Consider the following 16,730-nt stretch of genomic DNA (forward strand, 5'->3'; position numbering starts at 1 on the left):
GAAACCCCGAAGAACAGGGCACAGCGCGACGACCAGCCAAAACGGGGCGGCCACAGAGCTTTAAATGCTCATATAAACGATTAAGACGGTGATAGCGTCGGCAACCATGCGTCCAGAAGATCTCGCCCTGCTCAACGTACCCGGCAGCGTCACCCTCCACGGCGATCTCCTTCTCGTCGACGTGGCCCGGCCCGATCTGGAGGCCGACGCCTACTCCGGGAACCTGTGGCGGGTGCCGCAGGACGGCCCGCCCGTCCGGTTCACCTTCGGCGACCGCGACAGCGCGCCGCGCATCTCCCCCGACGGCGCCTGGGTCGCCTTCCTGCGTGCCGGCGACGGCAGCCCGCAACTGCACGTGATGCCCACCGGCGGCGGTGAGGGCCGGCCGGTCACCGACCTGCCGCTGGGCACGGGCGTCCCGGTCTGGGCACCGGACTCGCGCCGGATCGCGTTCGTCGCCCGGGTCGCCGAGCCGGGCCGGTACGGCACCGAGGAGGGCGTGGGCGCCGAGGCCGAGGCGCCGCGCCGGATCACCGGGCTCCGCCACCGGACCGAGGGAATCGGCTTCACCTTCGACCGGCGGCAGAGCCTGTTCGTGGTCAACGCCCTCGCGGACGTCCCGGTGCCAGTACGACTGACCGAGGGACCCTACGACGTCGAGTCCCCCTGCTGGACACCGGACGGCGAGCACGTGCTGGTCTCAGCCCCCCGCGACCTCGACGGTGAGAGCCTGCACACGGACGTGTACGCCGTCCCGGCCGGCGGGGGCGCCCCGATCCTCGCGGTGCGCAGCGACGGCTCCGCCGAGCATCCCGTCGCCCTGCCCGGCGGGGAGGTGCTCTACCTCGGCACGGAGTTCTCCGGACTCGACGCGGTGGCCCGCAACACCGGCCTCTACCGCGCGCCACTGTGGATCGCCGGCGAGACGGCGATCGGGACCGGGACCCGGCTGACCGAGGAGGAGTCGGTGGACTGCGAGCCACTGCCTCCCGTACCGCTGCGGGACGGCGTCCTGGTCGCGGTGCGGGTGCGCGGCGCGGTCGAGCTGCGGCTGGTCCCCTCCGGCGCCCTCGACACGCCGCTGGAGAAGCTCGTCCCGATCCTGGGCGAGCGGGCGGGCGTCAGGTCCTTCACCTCCTGCGGCGAGCAGGTGGTCGCGGTGGTGTCCACCCCCGCGAGCCCCGGCGAGGTGGTCACCCCGGACGGGCCGCTGACGGACTTCTCCGGCGCCCTCGCCGGGATCAGCCCGCTGCTGGAGATCACCGCCGTCTCCGCCGACGGCTACCCGGTCCACGGCTGGCTGGCCCTGCCCGAGGGCGAAGGCCCGCATCCCGTCCTGCTGAACGTGCACGGCGGCCCGTTCCACCAGCACGGATGGGCCTTCCTGGACGAGACCCAGGTCTACGCGGGCGCCGGGTACGCGGTGGTCCTGCCGAACCCGCGCGGCTCCTCCGGATACGGACAGGCGCACGGCCGGTCGGTGATCGGCGCGCTGGGCACCGTGGACGCCGACGACGTGCTGGCCCTGCTCGACGCCGCGCTGGATCGACCCGAGTGCGACGCCGGACGGGTGGGCGTGATGGGCGGCTCCTACGGCGGCTTCATGACGAGCTGGCTGGCCGCCCGGCACGGGGACCGGTTCAGGGCCGCCTGGAGCGAGCGTGCGGTCAACGCCTGGGACTCCTTCACCGGCTCCTCCGACATCGGCTGGTTCTTCGCCGAGGCCTACTGCGGTCCCGACATCGAGACGCAGCGCGCGATGAGCCCGCTCTACCACGCCGATCGGATCACACTGCCGTTCGCCGTGGTCCACTCCGAGGAGGACATCCGCTGCCCGGTCGAGCAGGCACAGCGGATGTTCGTCGCGCTGCGCCGCAACGGCACCCCCGCCGAGTTCCTGCTCTTCCCCGGTGAGGGACACGAGCTCAGCCGCGGCGGGCGCCCGAAGCACCGCCTGCAGCGCTTCGAGGCGGTGCTGGAGTGGTGGTCTCGCCACCTGTCCTGACCGGACCTGCTCCCCGGCGATGAGACGCCGGGGATTTCCGCCGCGCCGTTCCTCCCGTGTCGAATGCCCGGTACGACAACAAAGCGGGCGCGGTGCGCGTCCAACGGACCATGAGACATTCCATCGGCGCCGGACTGCTCGCCGCCACCTCGGCGCTGGCCATGCTGGCGGCCGCGACCGCGTGCGCCCCGCCCGCCTCCCGCCCCCGGGGCGCCGCCCCGGCTGCCGGCAGCGCTCCCGCGGGCTTCTCCCCCGCGTCTCCAGACTCCGCCCCCGCGCGCCCCGCCGTCGCCGCCCAGGCCGCGGGCCTGCGGGTGGCGGGCAGCGGCACCGCCGCCGGGCGCTGCCGCACCGAGGCGCTCGCGGCGCGCGTCGGCAGGGTGGACGCCGGAGCGGGACAGCGTTACGCGCCGCTGGTGTTCACCAACACCTCCGCCAGGACCTGCTGGGTGTACGGCTTCGTCGGCCTGATCATGATCGACGGCAGCGGCGACGCGATGCGTACCAGGACGCGCAGGGAGAGCGTCCAGCCCCGGCGGATCACCCTGCGGCCCGGAGCGAGCGCGCACGCCAGGCTGCACTGGAGCCAGGTGCCCGGCGGGAGCCGATCATGCCCGGCGTCCGCACGGCTGATGATCATCCCGCCGGACGAGGTGGCGCACCTGGAGATTCCGTTCAAGGCGACCGTCTGCGACGACGGCCGCCTTGACGTCACCCCGATGGCCGCCGGGACACGCCTGTAGGCCCTCGCGACGGGTCCGGGAACCGGTGTCGCTTCCCGGCCCCGGCCTTTGATCCGGCCGCCGGGCCTTCGGACGGAGGGAACCGGCGGCCTGTCGAAGCGGCCGGCGTCACCGCCGGGGACGGCGGCAGGTCTAGGGACATCTCCGGTAGACCTGGGTCTTGATGTCCACCCCGATCTCACATTCCACGCTGAAGTAGTGGTCGCGCGCCTCCAGGAAGCTCTCCTCGATACCGCGCTGCGACCTCACGAAGGAGAGCAGGCTCCACGCCTCCTCCCTGCCGAGCCGGATCTCGTCGGGACCGAATCCCGGCTCGGCGTCCATCGCGTGGCGAAGCGTGGTGGAAAAGCTCCGGACGGGCTGGAAGCCGAACTCCGCGGCGCGCTCAGGGAGGTCGTTGAGGATCGTCCGGTCGGCGGCGTGGTCACGGTCGTAGGTCTCGAGCATGCGGCGGACCACGTCGGGGCCGCGGAAGGCCGCGTCGTCGCCCGAGCCGACCTCACCGCGCACCACGAAGTCCCGCTTCGCGTACCGATCGAGGAGGTGGTCATACTGGCTCGGCCGGACGATGAGGAAGAACCGGGACGGGCAGAGCGACTCGCAGAGCTGCCGCACCATCGAGTTGGCGATCCGCGTGCTGATCAGCGAACGGTTCACCACGGGCATGGCCAGGACCACGCCGGGGGCGGCTCACGTCCGCCGGGCAGGCTGTTGGCCGCAATGTAGGACGGCGGACTTGTGACTTTCTTGGTGTCCGCCCCGCAGGAGCGGTGAGCGTGCCTCAGCTCTCGATCCCCGGCAGGATCGCCTCGTCATCGCCTCGTCGAGCACGACCGGGGCGGTCCTGATCGGGCCTGTCGTACCGGCCTGCGGTGACGGCGACCGCGAGGCCCGGCGCGGGCGCCACGTAGATCCGCCGACCGCCGTTGCCGAACCCGCCCGTCCCGGTGTCTCCCGCGTACCACTCAGGCCCGCTACATGGGCGCCTCCGGTTGAGCACCGCCCCTACTTCCGAATCAGTGCGGGTAGGAGACGGGTTCGTTGGATATTCGGCGTGCGCTCCGTGACGCCCGGGTCAGCCCATGGCCTCGGACAAGGGTTTGCGGACCAGGTCGGGAACCTCGGCGTCGGCGGCGGCGTAGCCGATCGGGAACAGGATGTAGGGCCGCTCGTTGCCCGGCCGTCCGCAGATGCCGGTCAGGAACGCCATCGGATTCGGAGTGTGGGTGAGCGTGGACAGACCCATCGTGTGCAGGGCCGCGATGAAGAACCCGCAGGCGATGCCGACGCTCTCGTTGACGTAGTAGTGCTTGACCCTGGTGCCGTCGGGGCGTACGCCGTACTTCTCCGCGAAACAGACCACCAGCCACGGCACCGTTTCGAGGTAGCCCTTGTCGGAGCCGGTCTCCAGGTGGGCCAGGGCCGTACGCCACTCCGGGGTCAGCCGCCCGCCCTCGTAGTTCTGCCGCTCCTCGATCTCGGCCGCCTCCCTGATCCGCCTCCTGGTCTCCGGGTCGCCGATCACGACGAACTTCCACGGCTGCTGATGGGCTCCCGAGGGTGCGGTGTTCGCCGTCCTGACGGCCAGCTCGACGCACTCGCGCGGCACCGGTTCGTCGCTGAAGAAGCGCACACTCCGGCGCAGGTCCATATGTTCGTAGAACTCCCGGCCCCGCGTCACCATCTCGGCCTCGGGATAACGTACGGGCCGGTACGGAATGAATGGATGGGAATGTTCCCGTGCCACGATCGCCTCCATGGTTGACATATATGCAGGCGTAGTCTGAATTATGGTTATAAGCAGGGCAACACAGCGGCCGATTCACTGGCAGATTGTCAGTACCGGGCACGCCCCGCACCCCGGAGGTGGACAGATTGGCAGCTCGGCGGAACGGCCTGGACGAGCTCGACCGTAAGGTGCTCCAGCTGATCAGGGAGCGCCCCCGGACCGGCCTGCTGGAGATCGCCCGCCTCCTCGGCGTCGCCCGGGGCACCGTCCAGGCCCGCCTGGACCGGATGATCGCCGACGGCGTGATCACCGACTTCGGCCCCAACCTGTCTCCGCACGCCCTCGGCTATCCGGTGCAGGCCTTCACCACCCTTGAGGTGGAGCAGGCCTCCCGCGCCGGCATCTCCAGCGCCCTCACCGCGATCCCCGAAGTCCTCGAAGCGCACATCGTCACCGGCCCCGGCGACGTCTGGTGCCGCATCGCCGGACGCGACCACGAGCACATCCAGCAGGTCATCGACCAGGCCCTGGCCATCCCCGGAGTGCGGCGGAGCAGCACGGTGATCGCCCTGTCCACCGTGGTCCCCCACCGGGTCCAGCCACTGGCCGACGGCCGCTGAAGAAACACACCGGCGGAGCGGCCCCGGCGGGCGGCGGAACACGTCGGACCGCGGCAACGTGCACGCCGTCGACCGGCCCGTCCTGAGCGTGCCCTCTCACCCGCGTCGCGACATCGGCTCCGGCTCGGCGTCCTCATCGTCCTTACCAGGGGTCGCAACCCGGTAAGGCGGGTGATCTCATCCCACAGGATTTGAAATCCTCCTCCCCCTTACGAGGGGGCACAACACGACGGAATCGGGTGGGTCGAGGAGCATCCGGGTGAGGAGTGACCGGAGTCGGCGGTCGTAAGGTGGGGCCCAAGGTTATGAAGATCCGGAGGTTTGAGATGGAGTACGTGCGCCTGGGGTCCACCGGTATGAAGGTGTCGAGGGTCTGCCTCGGCATGATGAGTTACGGCGATCCCGCCAAGTGGGGCGAGTGGGTGCTCGACGAGACCGCCGCCGAGCCGATCGTGCGCCGGGCGGTCGAGGCAGGGGTGACGTTCTTCGACACCGCCGACGTCTACTCGCTCGGTGACAGCGAGGAGGTCACCGGCCGCCTGCTGAGCAGGATCTTCCCCAGCCGGGACGACTACGTGCTCGCCACCAAGGTGTGCCTGCCGATGAGCGAGGGGGTCAACGACCGCGGCCTGTCGCGCAAGCACATCCTGTCCTCGATCGACGCCTCGCTGCGCCGGCTGGGCACCGACCACGTGGACCTCTACCAGATCCACCGCTGGGACCCGGACACCCCGATCGAGGAGACCATGGAGGCCCTGCACGACGTGGTCCGCGCGGGCAAGGCCCGCTACATCGGCGCCTCCAGCATGTACGCCTGGCAGTTCGCCAAGGCCCAGCACGTCGCCGAGGTGCACGGATGGACAAAGTTCGTATCAATGCAGAATCATTACAATCTTCTCTACCGCGAGGAGGAGCGGGAGATGAACCCGCTCTGCCGCGACCAGGGGGTGGGCCTGATCCCGTGGAGCCCGCTGGCCCGGGGGCTGCTCGCCCGCGCCGGAGCCGAGGAGGCCACCACCCGCGCGGGCAGCGACCCGCGTATCGAGGCCCTCTATGACGACGCCGACAACGACCGGCTGATCCTGGAGCGGGTCGCCCAGCTGGCCGGGGAGCGCGAGGTCCCTCCCGCCCAGGTGGCGCTCTCCTGGCTGCTCCACCAGCCCGGCCTGTCGGCGCCGATCGTGGGCGCGACCAAGAACAGGCACGTGGACGACGCGGTCGCCGCGGTGGACCTGGTCCTGAGCGAGAAGGAGCTCGCCTTCCTCGCCGAGCCGTACCGTCCTCGCGCGGTCCGGATGTGATGTCACCTCCGCGAGCTCACCACGGCGAGGCGACCAGCGGTTCATAACCCTGTCCGGCTGGGTGCCGGCCGGAAGCGGCTCGGTGGCCAGGTCGTCCTCCCGCGTCGCGGCATCGTCATCGGCCGCTTCTGGATGGCCTGGCTGCGCAGTCCTCGAGTTCATCGAGAGCCGGTACAACCTGCACCACCTGCGCAGCCGCCCTGCCGACCACGAGGCCGCCGCAGCGACCTGACCACCACACCAACGATGTCCGTCAAAGCGGAACAAGCTCACTCTGGACGTTCAGGCACCGGGCCTCAGCCCTGGTTGGCTCCGCGCTCGCCGGCGATCTCCCAGAGCCGTTTGGCGTTGTTACCGAAGTAAGGACCGTAGACCGTTCCCCCGATTTCGCCCTCGCTGGTCACCGTCGTGACGTAGCCCCACATGCGCTCGTTCTGGTAGTCGTACATCCATGGTCCGCCGCTGGCGCCGTGCTGGGAGATCTGCGGGCAGTCGTCCACGCTGGATTGCACGAGGAAGTTGACCAGAATGGTGTCGCTGCAGTTGTACTGCCAGCCGCCCCAACTCGGCGCGATGCTCGGATAGCCCCATAGAGAACCGGAGAAGCTGGAGGAGCGGTTGAACGACATACCGTTGAAACCCGTGACGTCACCGAGCACGGCGCCGTCGCCGCGCGGCCAGACGCTGGCGAAGGCGTAGTCGTAGGCGTCGTTTCCTTGCTGGCTCCAGCCCTGGTAGACGTGCATCCAGGCGACCGTCCACGAGCCGTACCACGGGTCGGGCTGATTGTTGTAGTACGGCATGTAGGTCAGCTGCCGGGCCCAGCCGAGGCCGGGGCCGTCGTGGACGCAGTGGGCGGCGGTGGTGATGACGTTGCGCGCCGGACCCGGTACCGCGGCGGCCGAGCAGCTGAAATCGCGGCCCTCCGAGTCGACGCCGAAGATCTTGCCGACCGTCGGGGTGGCGAAGAACCCCAGCGAGCCGATCGAGGAGGACGCCGGCGGCCGGGCGGGCGCGGCGCCGGCCACGGTCACCTCCCGGCCGGCCGCCTCGACCGGCTGGACGGGCGCCCCCTGGGCCGCGTGGTGGACGATGTCCTTCGGCTTGGCTCGCGCCATGCGTTCCGGGGTCCAGGAGGCGCGAATCGATTCCGGTGTGTCGAGTTGTACGCTGTCGACCGTGGTCGGCTCGTCGCTCGCGTTCGCGGGGGCCGGGAGCGCGGCGAGTGTCCCGGCGACGAGTAACGTGCCCAGGAGCATGCGAATATTTCTCATGCCACGGTGATAACGATCACCACTGGGATCCGGGTTGGAACCGGCTGCAAACCCTGCGCCTACGACGCTGCGCGCCTGCCGGCATTACCCCGCAGCCGGCGAATCCGTCGAAGCCATCCGGCCGGACCTGATCATCCCCACCTGCTCGACAGGACTACACATGACCTTTTGTCATGATTAACCACCTGTGGCGCTATATCTCCAGAGATACGTGCATATGAGGGAGAGGTAGTAGTTTCGACCGTGGATTGATCAACGGAGGGTCCGATGGTTCGAAAGATGATCATCCTGGTGGCGGTCGCCGTGGCCGCGATGGGCGGTACGGCCGGTGCCGTCGTCTCCCCCTCTCCCTCTCCCTCTCCCTCCCACTCCCCCTCCCCTCAGGCCGTCACCCAGCAGGACAGGGACTTCCTCGTCCAGGCGCACCAGTCCAACCTGACCGAGATCGAGTCGAGCAAGGCCGCCCTTGAGAAGACCGCCGGCCAGCAAGGCCAGAAGGTCACCAAGACCGTCCGCAAGCTGGCAAAGCGTTTCGTCAAGGACCACAAGAAACTCGACAAGGCCGTCCGCCGGGTGGCCGATCAACTCGGCGTCAAACTCCCCGACACGCCCAACACGGAGCAACGCAAGCAACTCGACCAGCTGTCGGCCCTGAGCGGCGCGGAGTTCGACAGGGCCTGGATCAGCGCGGAGCTCCACGGCCACCACGAGACCCTGGCCGCCGTGGAGCAGGAGATCGAGAACGGTTCCTCACCCGAGGTGAAGAAGCTCGCCACCGTTGCCAAGCCCATCGTGCAGGAACACATAGACCTGCTGCTCAAGGCCGAGAGGGCCTCCACTCCCAGCCCCTCGGAAAGCCCCGGCAGCCCGGAAGGCCCCGGCGAACCGGAAGGTCCGGGTACCCCGGAGAGTCCCAGTCCCTCGGAGAGCTGAGGCGAGCAGTGCCCGGATCGGACGGAGCCCCGAAACCGGCCCATCGCCTTCTCCGGGGTCACCAGGGCAGCGGCAGGTACTCGAACCAGTCGAAGGCGGCCGTGTTGGTGCTCGGGTGGCCGTTGGAGGTGGCGTACAGGCCGATCATCGCACCGGTGAAGCCCCCGGCCACGGTGGAGCTGAGGATCCGGCCGTCCACCGGGACCCCGAGGTCGGTCCACTCACCCGGCCGCACCGCGTACCGGGCCTGGTAGTCCTGGCCGTACGCCTCCACTCCCAGCCAGAGCGGACCGGGCGGGATCTCCGTGCGGGCCAGCAGGGTGTCGGCGCCCTCGGCGCGGCGGGTGAGTTCCAGGCCGCGCACGGTGCGGACGAGCGTGATGTGGAAATCGTCGTTCTGGAACAGCACCAGACCGGCGCACTCCTCTCCCACCGGACGGAACTCAATCGCCGTGTGGGCCGCGAAGGCCAAGTGCCGCTGTCGCCGGGCGAGGAGGCTGGGCGCGGCGCGCTCGCGCAGGGTCTCGGGGCGCAGGCGCAGGGTGAGGCGGCTGTCGGCCAGGCTCCAGTACGGCTCGCGGGGCGTGCGCAGGTGGTTCCAGACGGGCGCGAGGTACGCGGTGTCGAAGTGGTCGCAAGCGGGGCCGGCGGGCCAGCGGCGCGCGGGGGTCGAGGGGGCCGGCATCCGCGGCTCGACCTGGTCGAAGACCGGCCAGTCGTCCTCCCAGCGGACCCGGGTCAGGAAGGTCTCGCGGCCCAGGTTGTAGCCGCTGACGGCCCGGACGGCGGCCATCGTGGGCTGGTCGTCCAGGGAACCGTCACCGGACGGGTGACCACCGGGGAGGCTGCCGTAGGGACGGGTGGCGAGCAGCACCGACCACCACTCGCCCTGCGCGTTCTGGACCAGGTCGGGGTGGCCGACGCTGGTGATGGGGTGGCGCAGCCCGAGGTGGCGGTGGGTGAGGACGGGGTTGCGCGGGTTGCCCTGGTAGGGGCCGGTGACCCGCTCGGAGCGGGCGACCATGACCGCGTGGTCCTCTGCGGTTCCCCCCTCGGAGGTCAGCAGGTAGTAGTGGGCGCCGATCCGGTAGATGTGCGGGCCCTCGGACCAGATGCCGCCGCGCTGCACCGGCTCCCAGATCACGTGCTCCGCGCCGACCGGCTTGAGCGTGGCGAGGTCGAGTTCGCGCAGCCAGATCTCGGTGTCGCCGTCATAGCGCCTGGCCGCCTTCTCCCGGGTGCCGGTCATCCAGGCGCGGCCGTCGTCGTCGAAGAACAGCGAGGGGTCGAAGCCCCGAGTGTCGGGGAACCAGACCGGGTCGCTCCACGGCCCGGCCGGATCGGTGGCGGTGACCAGGAAGTTGCCCGGCTCGTCCATCAGCGTCGTGATCATGTAGAAGACGCCGTCGTGGTGGCGGAGGGTGGGGGCGTAGATGCCGCCGGACGGCCGTACGCCGTCCAGGTCGAGCTGGGAGGGCCGGTCCAGCACGTGACCGAGCTGCCGCCAGTGCACGAGGTCTCGGCTGTGGAAGATCGGGACCCCGGGAAACCACTCGAAGGACGAGGTGACGAGGTAGTAGTCCGCGCCCACCCGGCATACCGAGGGATCGGGGTGGAAACCGGGGATGACGGGGTTGTCGTACACGGGTCCTCCGTTGGCATGTGCGGATCCTTCGTCCGCGCGACTTCCTGGCCGGGGTGGACGGCCTCTCCGGGAGACCGGGGGACGCCGGGCCCGCACGCCGTGGAGCGTGCGGCCCGGCGGCCCGGGGGGACGCGCCCTACTTGACGAGCTGGAGCACCCCCCACCTCGACGTGTCGACGTAGCCGCGCCCTGTCGGGTCGTTCCAGGTCGCGGCGGCCGCGCGGGTGGCACCGACGGCGTCGTTGACCTGGATGTCGAAGCCGAGCAGGGCGTCCTTGGCCAGGGTGACCGTGGGCAGCCTGATCGCCGCCTCGACCACGTAGCCGCCGGGGACGCGGGTGGCCGCGCCGGTCAGGTTCTCCTTGACCGCGAAGGCGTCGAAGGTGCCGCCGACGGTCTGCCTGCCGGTGAAGCTGATCCGGTACTGGCCGTCGTCATCGTCATAGCCCTTGGTCTTGTTGTTCTGCGGGTCCACGAAGATCTCGACGGAGTCCTGCTCCCAGGCGTTGGGCGACTCCTCGCTGAGCTCGGGGTCGGTGACGCGGGCCAGCACGTAGAGGGTGCCGGAGTTCCACATCGCCCGCACCTTGGCGGTCGCCCCCGAGGTGCCCTGGACCCGGGTGCCGGTGGTGATCTCCGGCGCCTGGTTCCACCCGGCGTCCACGATGCCGTCCACCACCGGGGTCCTCTTCGGCGCGCGGGTCGTCCTGATCGCCGGGACGGGAGTCAGCTCACCCGCCCAGGAGATCTCCTGACCACCCGCGTCGGCCACGACGACCTTGACACCGGTGGCCGTCCCCGAGGGGAGCAGCGCCTCCACCCGGTAGCCGGTGGCGGTCTTCTTGGTGTGCGCCCTGAAACCGTGGGCGTGCGTGCCACCCCGCTGGATCCGGTACGGCGTGCCGCCCACGGTGAGGGTGACCGTGTCGTTCTTGTTGTCGGTCGGATCGTTGACCTCGGCCAGTACGTACAGGCCGGCGGGTGTGGTGCGCGCCTGCCAGCCGGCGGACAGGTCACCGATCCTGGCGATGGGGGCGTCGGGCAACAGGTTCCACTCCTCGTCCCGCTTGCCGTCCACCGTGACCGTGCCCGCGGGCGCGGTCAGGCTCCGGGTCAGCGGGGGCAGTCTGCCGGGGTCGGCGATGCCCCAGTACGCGGGCTTGGCCTGGAGCTCGTCGTCGAACGGCAGCGGCGGGTTGGTCCGGGTGATCGGGAAGGACGACAGCCAGGTCGCGTCGTCGGCGACGCCCCAGATCGTCACCGACGACAGGTGGTCCGCCTGCCGCCGGAAGACGTCGAAGATCTCCCGGTACCGGTGGCCCTGCAGGGCCAGGATCTCGGCGGGCACCGTGTCGTAGGAGGTCACGAAGTCGGTGTAGACGCTCACGTCCAGCTCGGTGACCTGCTGCTCCACGCCCAGCTCGGCGAACTTCTCGATGGTGTCCTCGATGAACGAGGTGGGCGGCTGCTCGACGTTGACGTGCAGCTGGTGGCCGACCGCGTCGATCGGGACGCCCTCCGCGCGCAGCTTCTTGACCAGGTCGTAGAGCGCCCGGCGCTTGCGCGGGAACTCGGTGTTGTAGTCGTTGATGACGAGCGTCGCGTCCGGGTCCACCGCGCGGGCCACCCGGAAGGCGGTCCTGATGTAGTCGAGGCCGGCGATCTCGAACCACGGGGAGCGGCGCAGCCCGTCCGGCCGGTTCTCGTCGATGACCTCGTTGACCACGTCCCAGGTGCCGATCCTGCCCTTGTAGCGGCCCATCACGGCGCGGATGTGGTTCTCCAGCCGCCGGAGCAGGATCTCCTTGGTGGCGCCCTCGAACACCCAGCCGGGGGTCTGGCTGTGCCACACCAGGGTGTGGCCGCGGAACTCCAGATCGTTGGCGGTCGCCCAGTCGACCAGGTGGTCGCCGTCGGCGAAGGTGAACTCACCCTCGGTCGGCTCGGTGGCGTCCCATTTGAGGCTGTTGCCGGGGGTGACGCTCCCGTAGTGCTTGGTGATCAACTTGGCGTGCTCGCCCAGGGTGGCGCCCCGGTAGAAGGCCGCGCCGACGGTGAACGGCAGCCTGTCCCGCAGCGAGGGGATGTCGGTCTGGATGGGCTTGGGTTCGATGTAGGCCAGCTCGAAGTCGTCGATGGCGAACGGCTCCGTCCCGGCGGCCGACTCGATGTAGACGCTCAGGAAGTCCACGTCGTGGGCCAGGGTGTAGGTGCCCGCGAGCCTGGTCCACTCGCCGGCGACCAACGCCCTGGGCGCGGCCACCCGCTCGTAGGCGGGGGTGCCGTCCAGTCTCCGTTCGACGGACAGGCCCAGGCTCTGGGCGCTGCCGGTGCGCACCCACACCGACAGGTCGTACTTCGATCCCTTGGCCATCTTGCCGAGGACGGTCCGTGCGGGACCGTCCCAGGAGGCCTGCCGGTTCGTCACGCCCAGGCCGTAGGCCCCGGTGTGCGCGAAGCCGTCTCCCGGAGTCAGGGTGGCGCCGCCACGCGCGGTCCACTCCTGCGCGGTGCCGGTCTCGAAGTCACTGGTCAGGCCGGACCGGGTGGGGTCGGTGTCGGCGGTGACCACGATGTCGTCGAGCTGGAAGGCGACGGTCTCGCCCGAGCTCTCCGCGTACAGCGACAGGGCCGAGTCGGCCGCGTAGGTGTAGCTGCCGGACAGCCGGACCCACTCGGAGTCGGTGACGGTGGCCGCCGCGACCCGCTCGTAGACCGTCGTGCCACCTGCCGGGGTGCGCTGCACGGTGAGCGCGACCGTCGAGGACGGCTGACCGGCGACGGCCCGCGCCCACGCGGTCACCTCGTAGCTGACGCCCTTCTCGAAGGGCGGGGTCACGGCCGCTCCGTGCCAGGTCGCACTGCGGCCGCCGGTGAGCAGGGACCGGGTTCCGCCGTGCGCGGAGTCCGTGGTCGCGGTGACCGAGACTCCGGAGCCCCGGGGTTCCCAGCCCTGCGTGCCGGACTCGAAGTCGTAGGTGGCGATGGTGGCGGCGGCCGCGTGCGCGGCGGGGACGGTTGACGCGCCTGCCAGGAATGACAGTGCGAGGGACAACAGGGCCAGGACCGCTGTTCGCGGCCGGGGGGTGCGCATCTCTCCTGGGCTCCTCGGTCAGGTAGGAGGGGGGTGCCGGTGGGACGGCGGATCCGCCGGGCGTCGCCGTACGGGGTCGCCGTGCGGTTTCCTCAGACGTCGCCGCCCGGGTTCTCACCCTGCCGGTTCTCACCTCGCGGGTTCTCGGCGAGCAGGTTCTCGGCGAGCAGGTCGAGCAGCGGCTGCCGCCGGACGCAGCGGGTGAGCGCGAAGGAGTCGGCGAGGGCGGTCAGTTCCTCGTCGGAGCAGCCTCGCAGCAGTTCGGCGTACTCGGGAACCAGCGCCTGCGCGATGAGGATGTGCCGGATCAGGTCGTCGGTCTGGTAGCGGGCACCCCACGGGTAGGGGTTCCAGGAGGGGAACTCGGTCTCCATCAGCAGGTGCAGCGGCGCCAGCTCACTCGCCGACTCCTCCATCGTCGAGCCCCACCGGTCCGCGCCCAGCCGTCCCTTCTTGGCGATGAAGTCACCGAACCGGCTCATGTACGGTTCACCCGCGCTGACCAGGCCCTGCAGCCCGACGTCCTTGTAGGTCCACAGCGACCAGCCGGCCTGGTAGGAGTCGAAGATCTCCAGCTGGTCGCGGAGGATCTGATAGCGCTGCCGGTCGATCTCCGCGTCGCCGGTGTAGACGGGGCCGAACTCGCCGACCCACAGGGGGGTGCCCGTCTCACGCTGGAAGACGGTCCGCCGCTCGAAGGATTTCTCCAGCTGGACCCGGTCCACCCACTCGCCACGGGTGTGGCCGGGGTAGGGGCCGCCGTGCGCGAAGCCGGCCAGGGCGTAGTCGTGGCAGACGAATACCGTGTTCTCGTACACCTCGCGGAAGATCGAGAAGTCGGTGGAGTAGGTGTTGCCGTCCAGGAACAGCACGTGTCCGGGGTCGACGGCGCGGACCGCCTTGACCAGGCGGTCGTAGAAGGGGCCGACGACCCGCCCGCCGGAGTCGCCGGGCTCGTTGACCGGGTTGTAGCCGGCCACCCACGGGTTGTCCCGGTAGCGGTCGGCCACCGCCTCCCACAGGTGGACGACGCGGTCCTGGAAGTGCCGGTGCTGCCAGAAGGCGGCGATGTGCGTGGGGTTGTCGGAGTGCCAGTGCTGGTTCTGCGCGCCGGGCAGGGCGTGCAGGTCGATGACGCTGTAGACGCCGCGCTCGGCGAGCAGGCCGATCACCCGGTCGAGGTGGCGGAAGCCCTGCTCGATGATCTCGAAGGGCCGGTCGTCGGACTCCAGGTGGCGGTAGTTGATCGGGATCCGGACGCAGTTGACGCCGAGGTCGGCGAGGAGCGAGGCGTCGTCCGCGCCGAAGAACGCGGTGAGCAGGCGGTCGAAGAACAGCTCGGCCCGGTCGTCGCCGAGCACCTCCCGGACCGCCGCACGCATCGCGGCCTCGTTGGCCGGATATCCGGTGATGAAGTTCTCCATGTTCAGCCAGCCCCCGAGGCCTACTCCGCGCAGCCGTACCGGGGTGCCGGCCGAATCGACGAGACGGGATCCGGCGACACTCAGGGTCATGTTTCTCACTCTCCACAACGGTCGTTCGACACAGCGATGAGGTCCCGGCTCAGCCCTTGGTGGCGCCCGCGGTGAGGCCGCTGATCAGCTGGCGCTCGGCGACCGCGTAGAAGGCCAGGGCCGGGACCATGGAGACGATGACGTAGGCCAAGATCTTGGCCGTGTCCGCCATGTACTCCCCCTGGAACTGCTGGACGCCGAGTGGCAGCGTCCACAGATTCGGGTCGTTGAAGACCACCAGCGGGAGGAAGAAGTTGTTCCAGCTCGCCACGATCGCCAGCACCGAGACGGTGGCCAGGGCGGGCCTGGCCATCGGCAGCAGCACCCGCCAGAAGAACCCGAAGGGGGTGCAGCCGTCGATGGTGGCGGCCTCCTCGACCTCCCTGGGGATGGACCGGAAGAACGTGCGCAGGATGATGATCGTCAGCGGCAGCCCGAACGCGGCCTGCGGCAGGATCACCCCGAGCGGGTTGTCCAGCAGGCCGAAGGTGCGCAGCAGGATGAACAGCGGCAGGATCGCCACCGCGAACGGGAACATCAGGCCGAGGGCGAACAGCGTGAACAGGAACTCGCGGCCTCGGAAGGCGAACCGGGCGAAGGCGAAGGCGGCCATCGCCGACAGGACCACGACCAGCGCGGTGGTCGCGACCGCGATGAACAGACTGTTGAGGAGCTGGCGCCAGAACGCGCCGGTGGTGATCACGCTGGTGTAGTTGTCGGTGACCCACGGGGAGGGCAGGCCGAGCGGGTTGCCCGACAGCTGGCTGGAGGTCTTGAAACCGCCGAACAGGCCGTACAGGAAGGGGACGACGATGAAGACCGCCGCCACCCAGATGATCACGTGGATCGGGGCCGTCCGGAGCCGGGCGATCATCGGTGGTCTCCCATCGTGGTGCTGGCCCCCTCCAGGTCCCGGCGCAGCACGAACCGCTGGTAGCCGAGGGCGAAGACGAGGCTGATCAGGAACATGACGACGCTGATCGCGCTGGAGTAACCGATCTGGGTCCGCTTGAAACCGTATTCGAACATGCTGACGGCCATGGTCTCCGAGGCGTGCGAGGGACCACCTCCGGTGAGGATCCAGACCAGGTCGAAGAGCTGGATCGTGCCGATGACGGACAGGAACACGCTGACCCTGACGGTGGGGCCGAGCAGCGGCAGGGTGATGTGGCGGAACACCTTCCAGCCGCCGGCGCCGTCGATCCTGGCCGCCTCCTTCAGCTCCCTGGGGATGCCCTGCAGCCCGGCCAGATAAATGATCATGTGGAACCCGAAGTACTTCCAGGTGATCACCAGGAAGATCGAGAACAGCACGGTGTCCGGCTCCGACAGCCAGCTCCACGGCTCCAGCCCCCAGGAGGTCAGCAGCCGGTTGGCCAGTCCCGCCTCGGGTGAGAGGATCAGCGCGAACAGCACGCCGGTGACCGCCTCGGAGAGCATGTAGGGCGCGAAGAACAGCAGCCGGTAGAGGGCACGTCCCCGGATCCGCTGGTTCAGCAGCACCGCCAGTCCCAGCGAGAGCGGCAGCTGAACCAGCAGGGAGAGTACGACCAGGACGCCGCCGCGCCACAGGTCGCCGAGGAAGATGTCGCTCCGCAGCAGCCGGGTGAAGTTGTCCAGGCCGATGAAGTCGCTTGGCGGACCGATGCCGTTCCATTTGTGGAGGCTGGTGTAACCGGCGACCAGGATCGGCGCCAGCACCAGCAGGGTGAACAGGACCAGGGCGGGGAGCACGAACAGGATCGCGGTGACCCAGCCCCTTCTCGCGCGCCCGCCACCGCGCCGCCCCCGCCCCTCGGCGGGCTTCCCCACGGCAGGGGCCGGACGTGCGTCCGGCCCGGTCATCGTCGTCACCGACCTCGCCCCTTCACC

The 16,730-nt window shown here is 69.8% G+C and carries 14 protein-coding genes; 5 read left to right on the plus strand and 9 right to left on the minus strand.

Annotated features, from left to right (window positions below; translation table 11 throughout):
• Positions 1 to 106: 106 nt before the first annotated feature.
• Together ACQP0P_RS30485 and ACQP0P_RS30490 are read left to right on the plus strand one after the other, a co-directional pair.
• Positions 107 to 2,005 (plus strand): S9 family peptidase, encoded by a 1,899-nt coding sequence (locus ACQP0P_RS30485; RefSeq protein ID WP_433360994.1) that lies wholly within the window; start codon positions 107 to 109, stop codon positions 2,003 to 2,005.
• Positions 2,006 to 2,115: 110 nt separating this feature from the next.
• The gene (locus ACQP0P_RS30490) at positions 2,116 to 2,748 is read left to right on the plus strand and encodes a DUF4232 domain-containing protein (RefSeq protein WP_433360997.1); all 633 of its coding nucleotides are present in this window, start codon (positions 2,116 to 2,118) and stop codon (positions 2,746 to 2,748) included.
• A gap of 132 nt (positions 2,749 to 2,880) precedes the next feature.
• Here ACQP0P_RS30490 and ACQP0P_RS30495 read toward each other — a convergent pair whose 3' ends face one another.
• The 3 genes from ACQP0P_RS30495 to ACQP0P_RS30505 form a co-directional block, all read right to left on the minus strand.
• Positions 2,881 to 3,405 (minus strand): hypothetical protein, encoded by a 525-nt coding sequence (locus ACQP0P_RS30495; protein ID WP_433361000.1) that lies wholly within the window; start codon positions 3,403 to 3,405, stop codon positions 2,881 to 2,883.
• A 124-nt stretch (positions 3,406 to 3,529) separates the two neighbouring features.
• Entirely contained in the window at positions 3,530 to 3,748 is a 219-nt protein-coding gene (locus ACQP0P_RS30500) for a hypothetical protein (RefSeq protein WP_433361003.1), read from the minus strand.
• A gap of 75 nt (positions 3,749 to 3,823) precedes the next feature.
• Positions 3,824 to 4,432, minus strand: coding sequence for a nitroreductase family protein (locus tag ACQP0P_RS30505; RefSeq protein WP_433361006.1), 609 nt, complete (start codon positions 4,430 to 4,432; stop codon positions 3,824 to 3,826).
• 191 nt (positions 4,433 to 4,623) lie between these two features.
• Here ACQP0P_RS30505 and ACQP0P_RS30510 point away from each other — a divergent pair, with 191 nt between their 5' ends.
• Both ACQP0P_RS30510 and ACQP0P_RS30515 read left to right on the plus strand, forming a co-directional pair.
• Positions 4,624 to 5,097, plus strand: coding sequence for an Lrp/AsnC family transcriptional regulator (locus ACQP0P_RS30510; RefSeq protein ID WP_433361009.1), 474 nt, complete (start codon positions 4,624 to 4,626; stop codon positions 5,095 to 5,097).
• Between the two features lie 326 nt (positions 5,098 to 5,423).
• Positions 5,424 to 6,398, plus strand: coding sequence for an aldo/keto reductase (locus tag ACQP0P_RS30515; RefSeq protein WP_433361012.1), 975 nt, complete (start codon positions 5,424 to 5,426; stop codon positions 6,396 to 6,398).
• Between the two features lie 296 nt (positions 6,399 to 6,694).
• On the opposite strand, the gene ACQP0P_RS30520 is transcribed toward ACQP0P_RS30515, so the two are convergent.
• Complete coding sequence (locus tag ACQP0P_RS30520; protein ID WP_433361015.1) at positions 6,695 to 7,672, minus strand: trypsin-like serine peptidase; 978 nt, start codon at positions 7,670 to 7,672, stop codon at positions 6,695 to 6,697.
• A gap of 267 nt (positions 7,673 to 7,939) precedes the next feature.
• Here ACQP0P_RS30520 and ACQP0P_RS30525 point away from each other — a divergent pair, with 267 nt between their 5' ends.
• Positions 7,940 to 8,605 (plus strand): DUF4142 domain-containing protein, encoded by a 666-nt coding sequence (locus tag ACQP0P_RS30525; protein ID WP_433361018.1) that lies wholly within the window; start codon positions 7,940 to 7,942, stop codon positions 8,603 to 8,605.
• A gap of 58 nt (positions 8,606 to 8,663) precedes the next feature.
• Here the strand turns inward: ACQP0P_RS30525 and ACQP0P_RS30530 are convergent, their stop codons facing one another.
• From ACQP0P_RS30530 to ACQP0P_RS30550, 5 genes are all read right to left on the minus strand, one after another.
• The gene (locus ACQP0P_RS30530) at positions 8,664 to 10,250 is read right to left on the minus strand and encodes a glycoside hydrolase family 43 protein (protein WP_433361021.1); all 1,587 of its coding nucleotides are present in this window, start codon (positions 10,248 to 10,250) and stop codon (positions 8,664 to 8,666) included.
• A 136-nt stretch (positions 10,251 to 10,386) separates the two neighbouring features.
• Positions 10,387 to 13,344 (minus strand): endo-1,4-beta-xylanase, encoded by a 2,958-nt coding sequence (locus ACQP0P_RS30535; RefSeq protein ID WP_433361024.1) that lies wholly within the window; start codon positions 13,342 to 13,344, stop codon positions 10,387 to 10,389.
• 92 nt (positions 13,345 to 13,436) lie between these two features.
• Positions 13,437 to 14,858, minus strand: a complete 1,422-nt coding sequence (locus tag ACQP0P_RS30540; protein WP_433361027.1) for a glycoside hydrolase family 5 protein — start codon at positions 14,856 to 14,858, stop codon at positions 13,437 to 13,439.
• Between the two features lie 49 nt (positions 14,859 to 14,907).
• Positions 14,908 to 15,732 carry a carbohydrate ABC transporter permease gene (locus ACQP0P_RS30545; protein WP_433361030.1) on the minus strand — a complete coding sequence of 275 codons (825 nt, stop codon included), beginning with the start codon at positions 15,730 to 15,732 and terminating at the stop codon, positions 14,908 to 14,910.
• The gene (locus ACQP0P_RS30550) at positions 15,729 to 16,703 is read right to left on the minus strand and encodes a carbohydrate ABC transporter permease (RefSeq protein ID WP_433382191.1); all 975 of its coding nucleotides are present in this window, start codon (positions 16,701 to 16,703) and stop codon (positions 15,729 to 15,731) included. The genes ACQP0P_RS30545 and ACQP0P_RS30550 overlap by 4 nt, the downstream gene beginning before the upstream one ends.
• Positions 16,704 to 16,730: the final 27 nt, after the last annotated feature.

The organism is Streptosporangium sp. CA-115845 (assembly GCF_050943795.1).
GTDB lineage: Bacteria > Actinomycetota > Actinomycetes > Streptosporangiales > Streptosporangiaceae > Streptosporangium.

What these genes read in the sequence shown, in the direction of transcription:
- ACQP0P_RS30525 (WP_433361018.1), top strand. Translation starts at nt 7,940, where the DNA reads ATGGTTCGAAAGATGATCATCCTGGTGGCGGTCGCCGTGGCCGCGATG.
- ACQP0P_RS30540 (WP_433361027.1), bottom strand. Translation starts at nt 14,858, where the DNA reads ATGACCCTGAGTGTCGCCGGATCCCGTCTCGTCGATTCGGCCGGCACC.
- ACQP0P_RS30515 (WP_433361012.1), top strand. Translation starts at nt 5,424, where the DNA reads ATGGAGTACGTGCGCCTGGGGTCCACCGGTATGAAGGTGTCGAGGGTC.
- ACQP0P_RS30490 (WP_433360997.1), top strand. Translation starts at nt 2,116, where the DNA reads ATGAGACATTCCATCGGCGCCGGACTGCTCGCCGCCACCTCGGCGCTG.
- ACQP0P_RS30535 (WP_433361024.1), bottom strand. Translation starts at nt 13,344, where the DNA reads ATGCGCACCCCCCGGCCGCGAACAGCGGTCCTGGCCCTGTTGTCCCTC.
- ACQP0P_RS30520 (WP_433361015.1), bottom strand. Translation starts at nt 7,672, where the DNA reads ATGAGAAATATTCGCATGCTCCTGGGCACGTTACTCGTCGCCGGGACA.
- ACQP0P_RS30505 (WP_433361006.1), bottom strand. Translation starts at nt 4,432, where the DNA reads ATGGTGACGCGGGGCCGGGAGTTCTACGAACATATGGACCTGCGCCGG.
- ACQP0P_RS30550 (WP_433382191.1), bottom strand. Translation starts at nt 16,703, where the DNA reads ATGACCGGGCCGGACGCACGTCCGGCCCCTGCCGTGGGGAAGCCCGCC.
- ACQP0P_RS30545 (WP_433361030.1), bottom strand. Translation starts at nt 15,732, where the DNA reads ATGATCGCCCGGCTCCGGACGGCCCCGATCCACGTGATCATCTGGGTG.
- ACQP0P_RS30485 (WP_433360994.1), top strand. Translation starts at nt 107, where the DNA reads ATGCGTCCAGAAGATCTCGCCCTGCTCAACGTACCCGGCAGCGTCACC.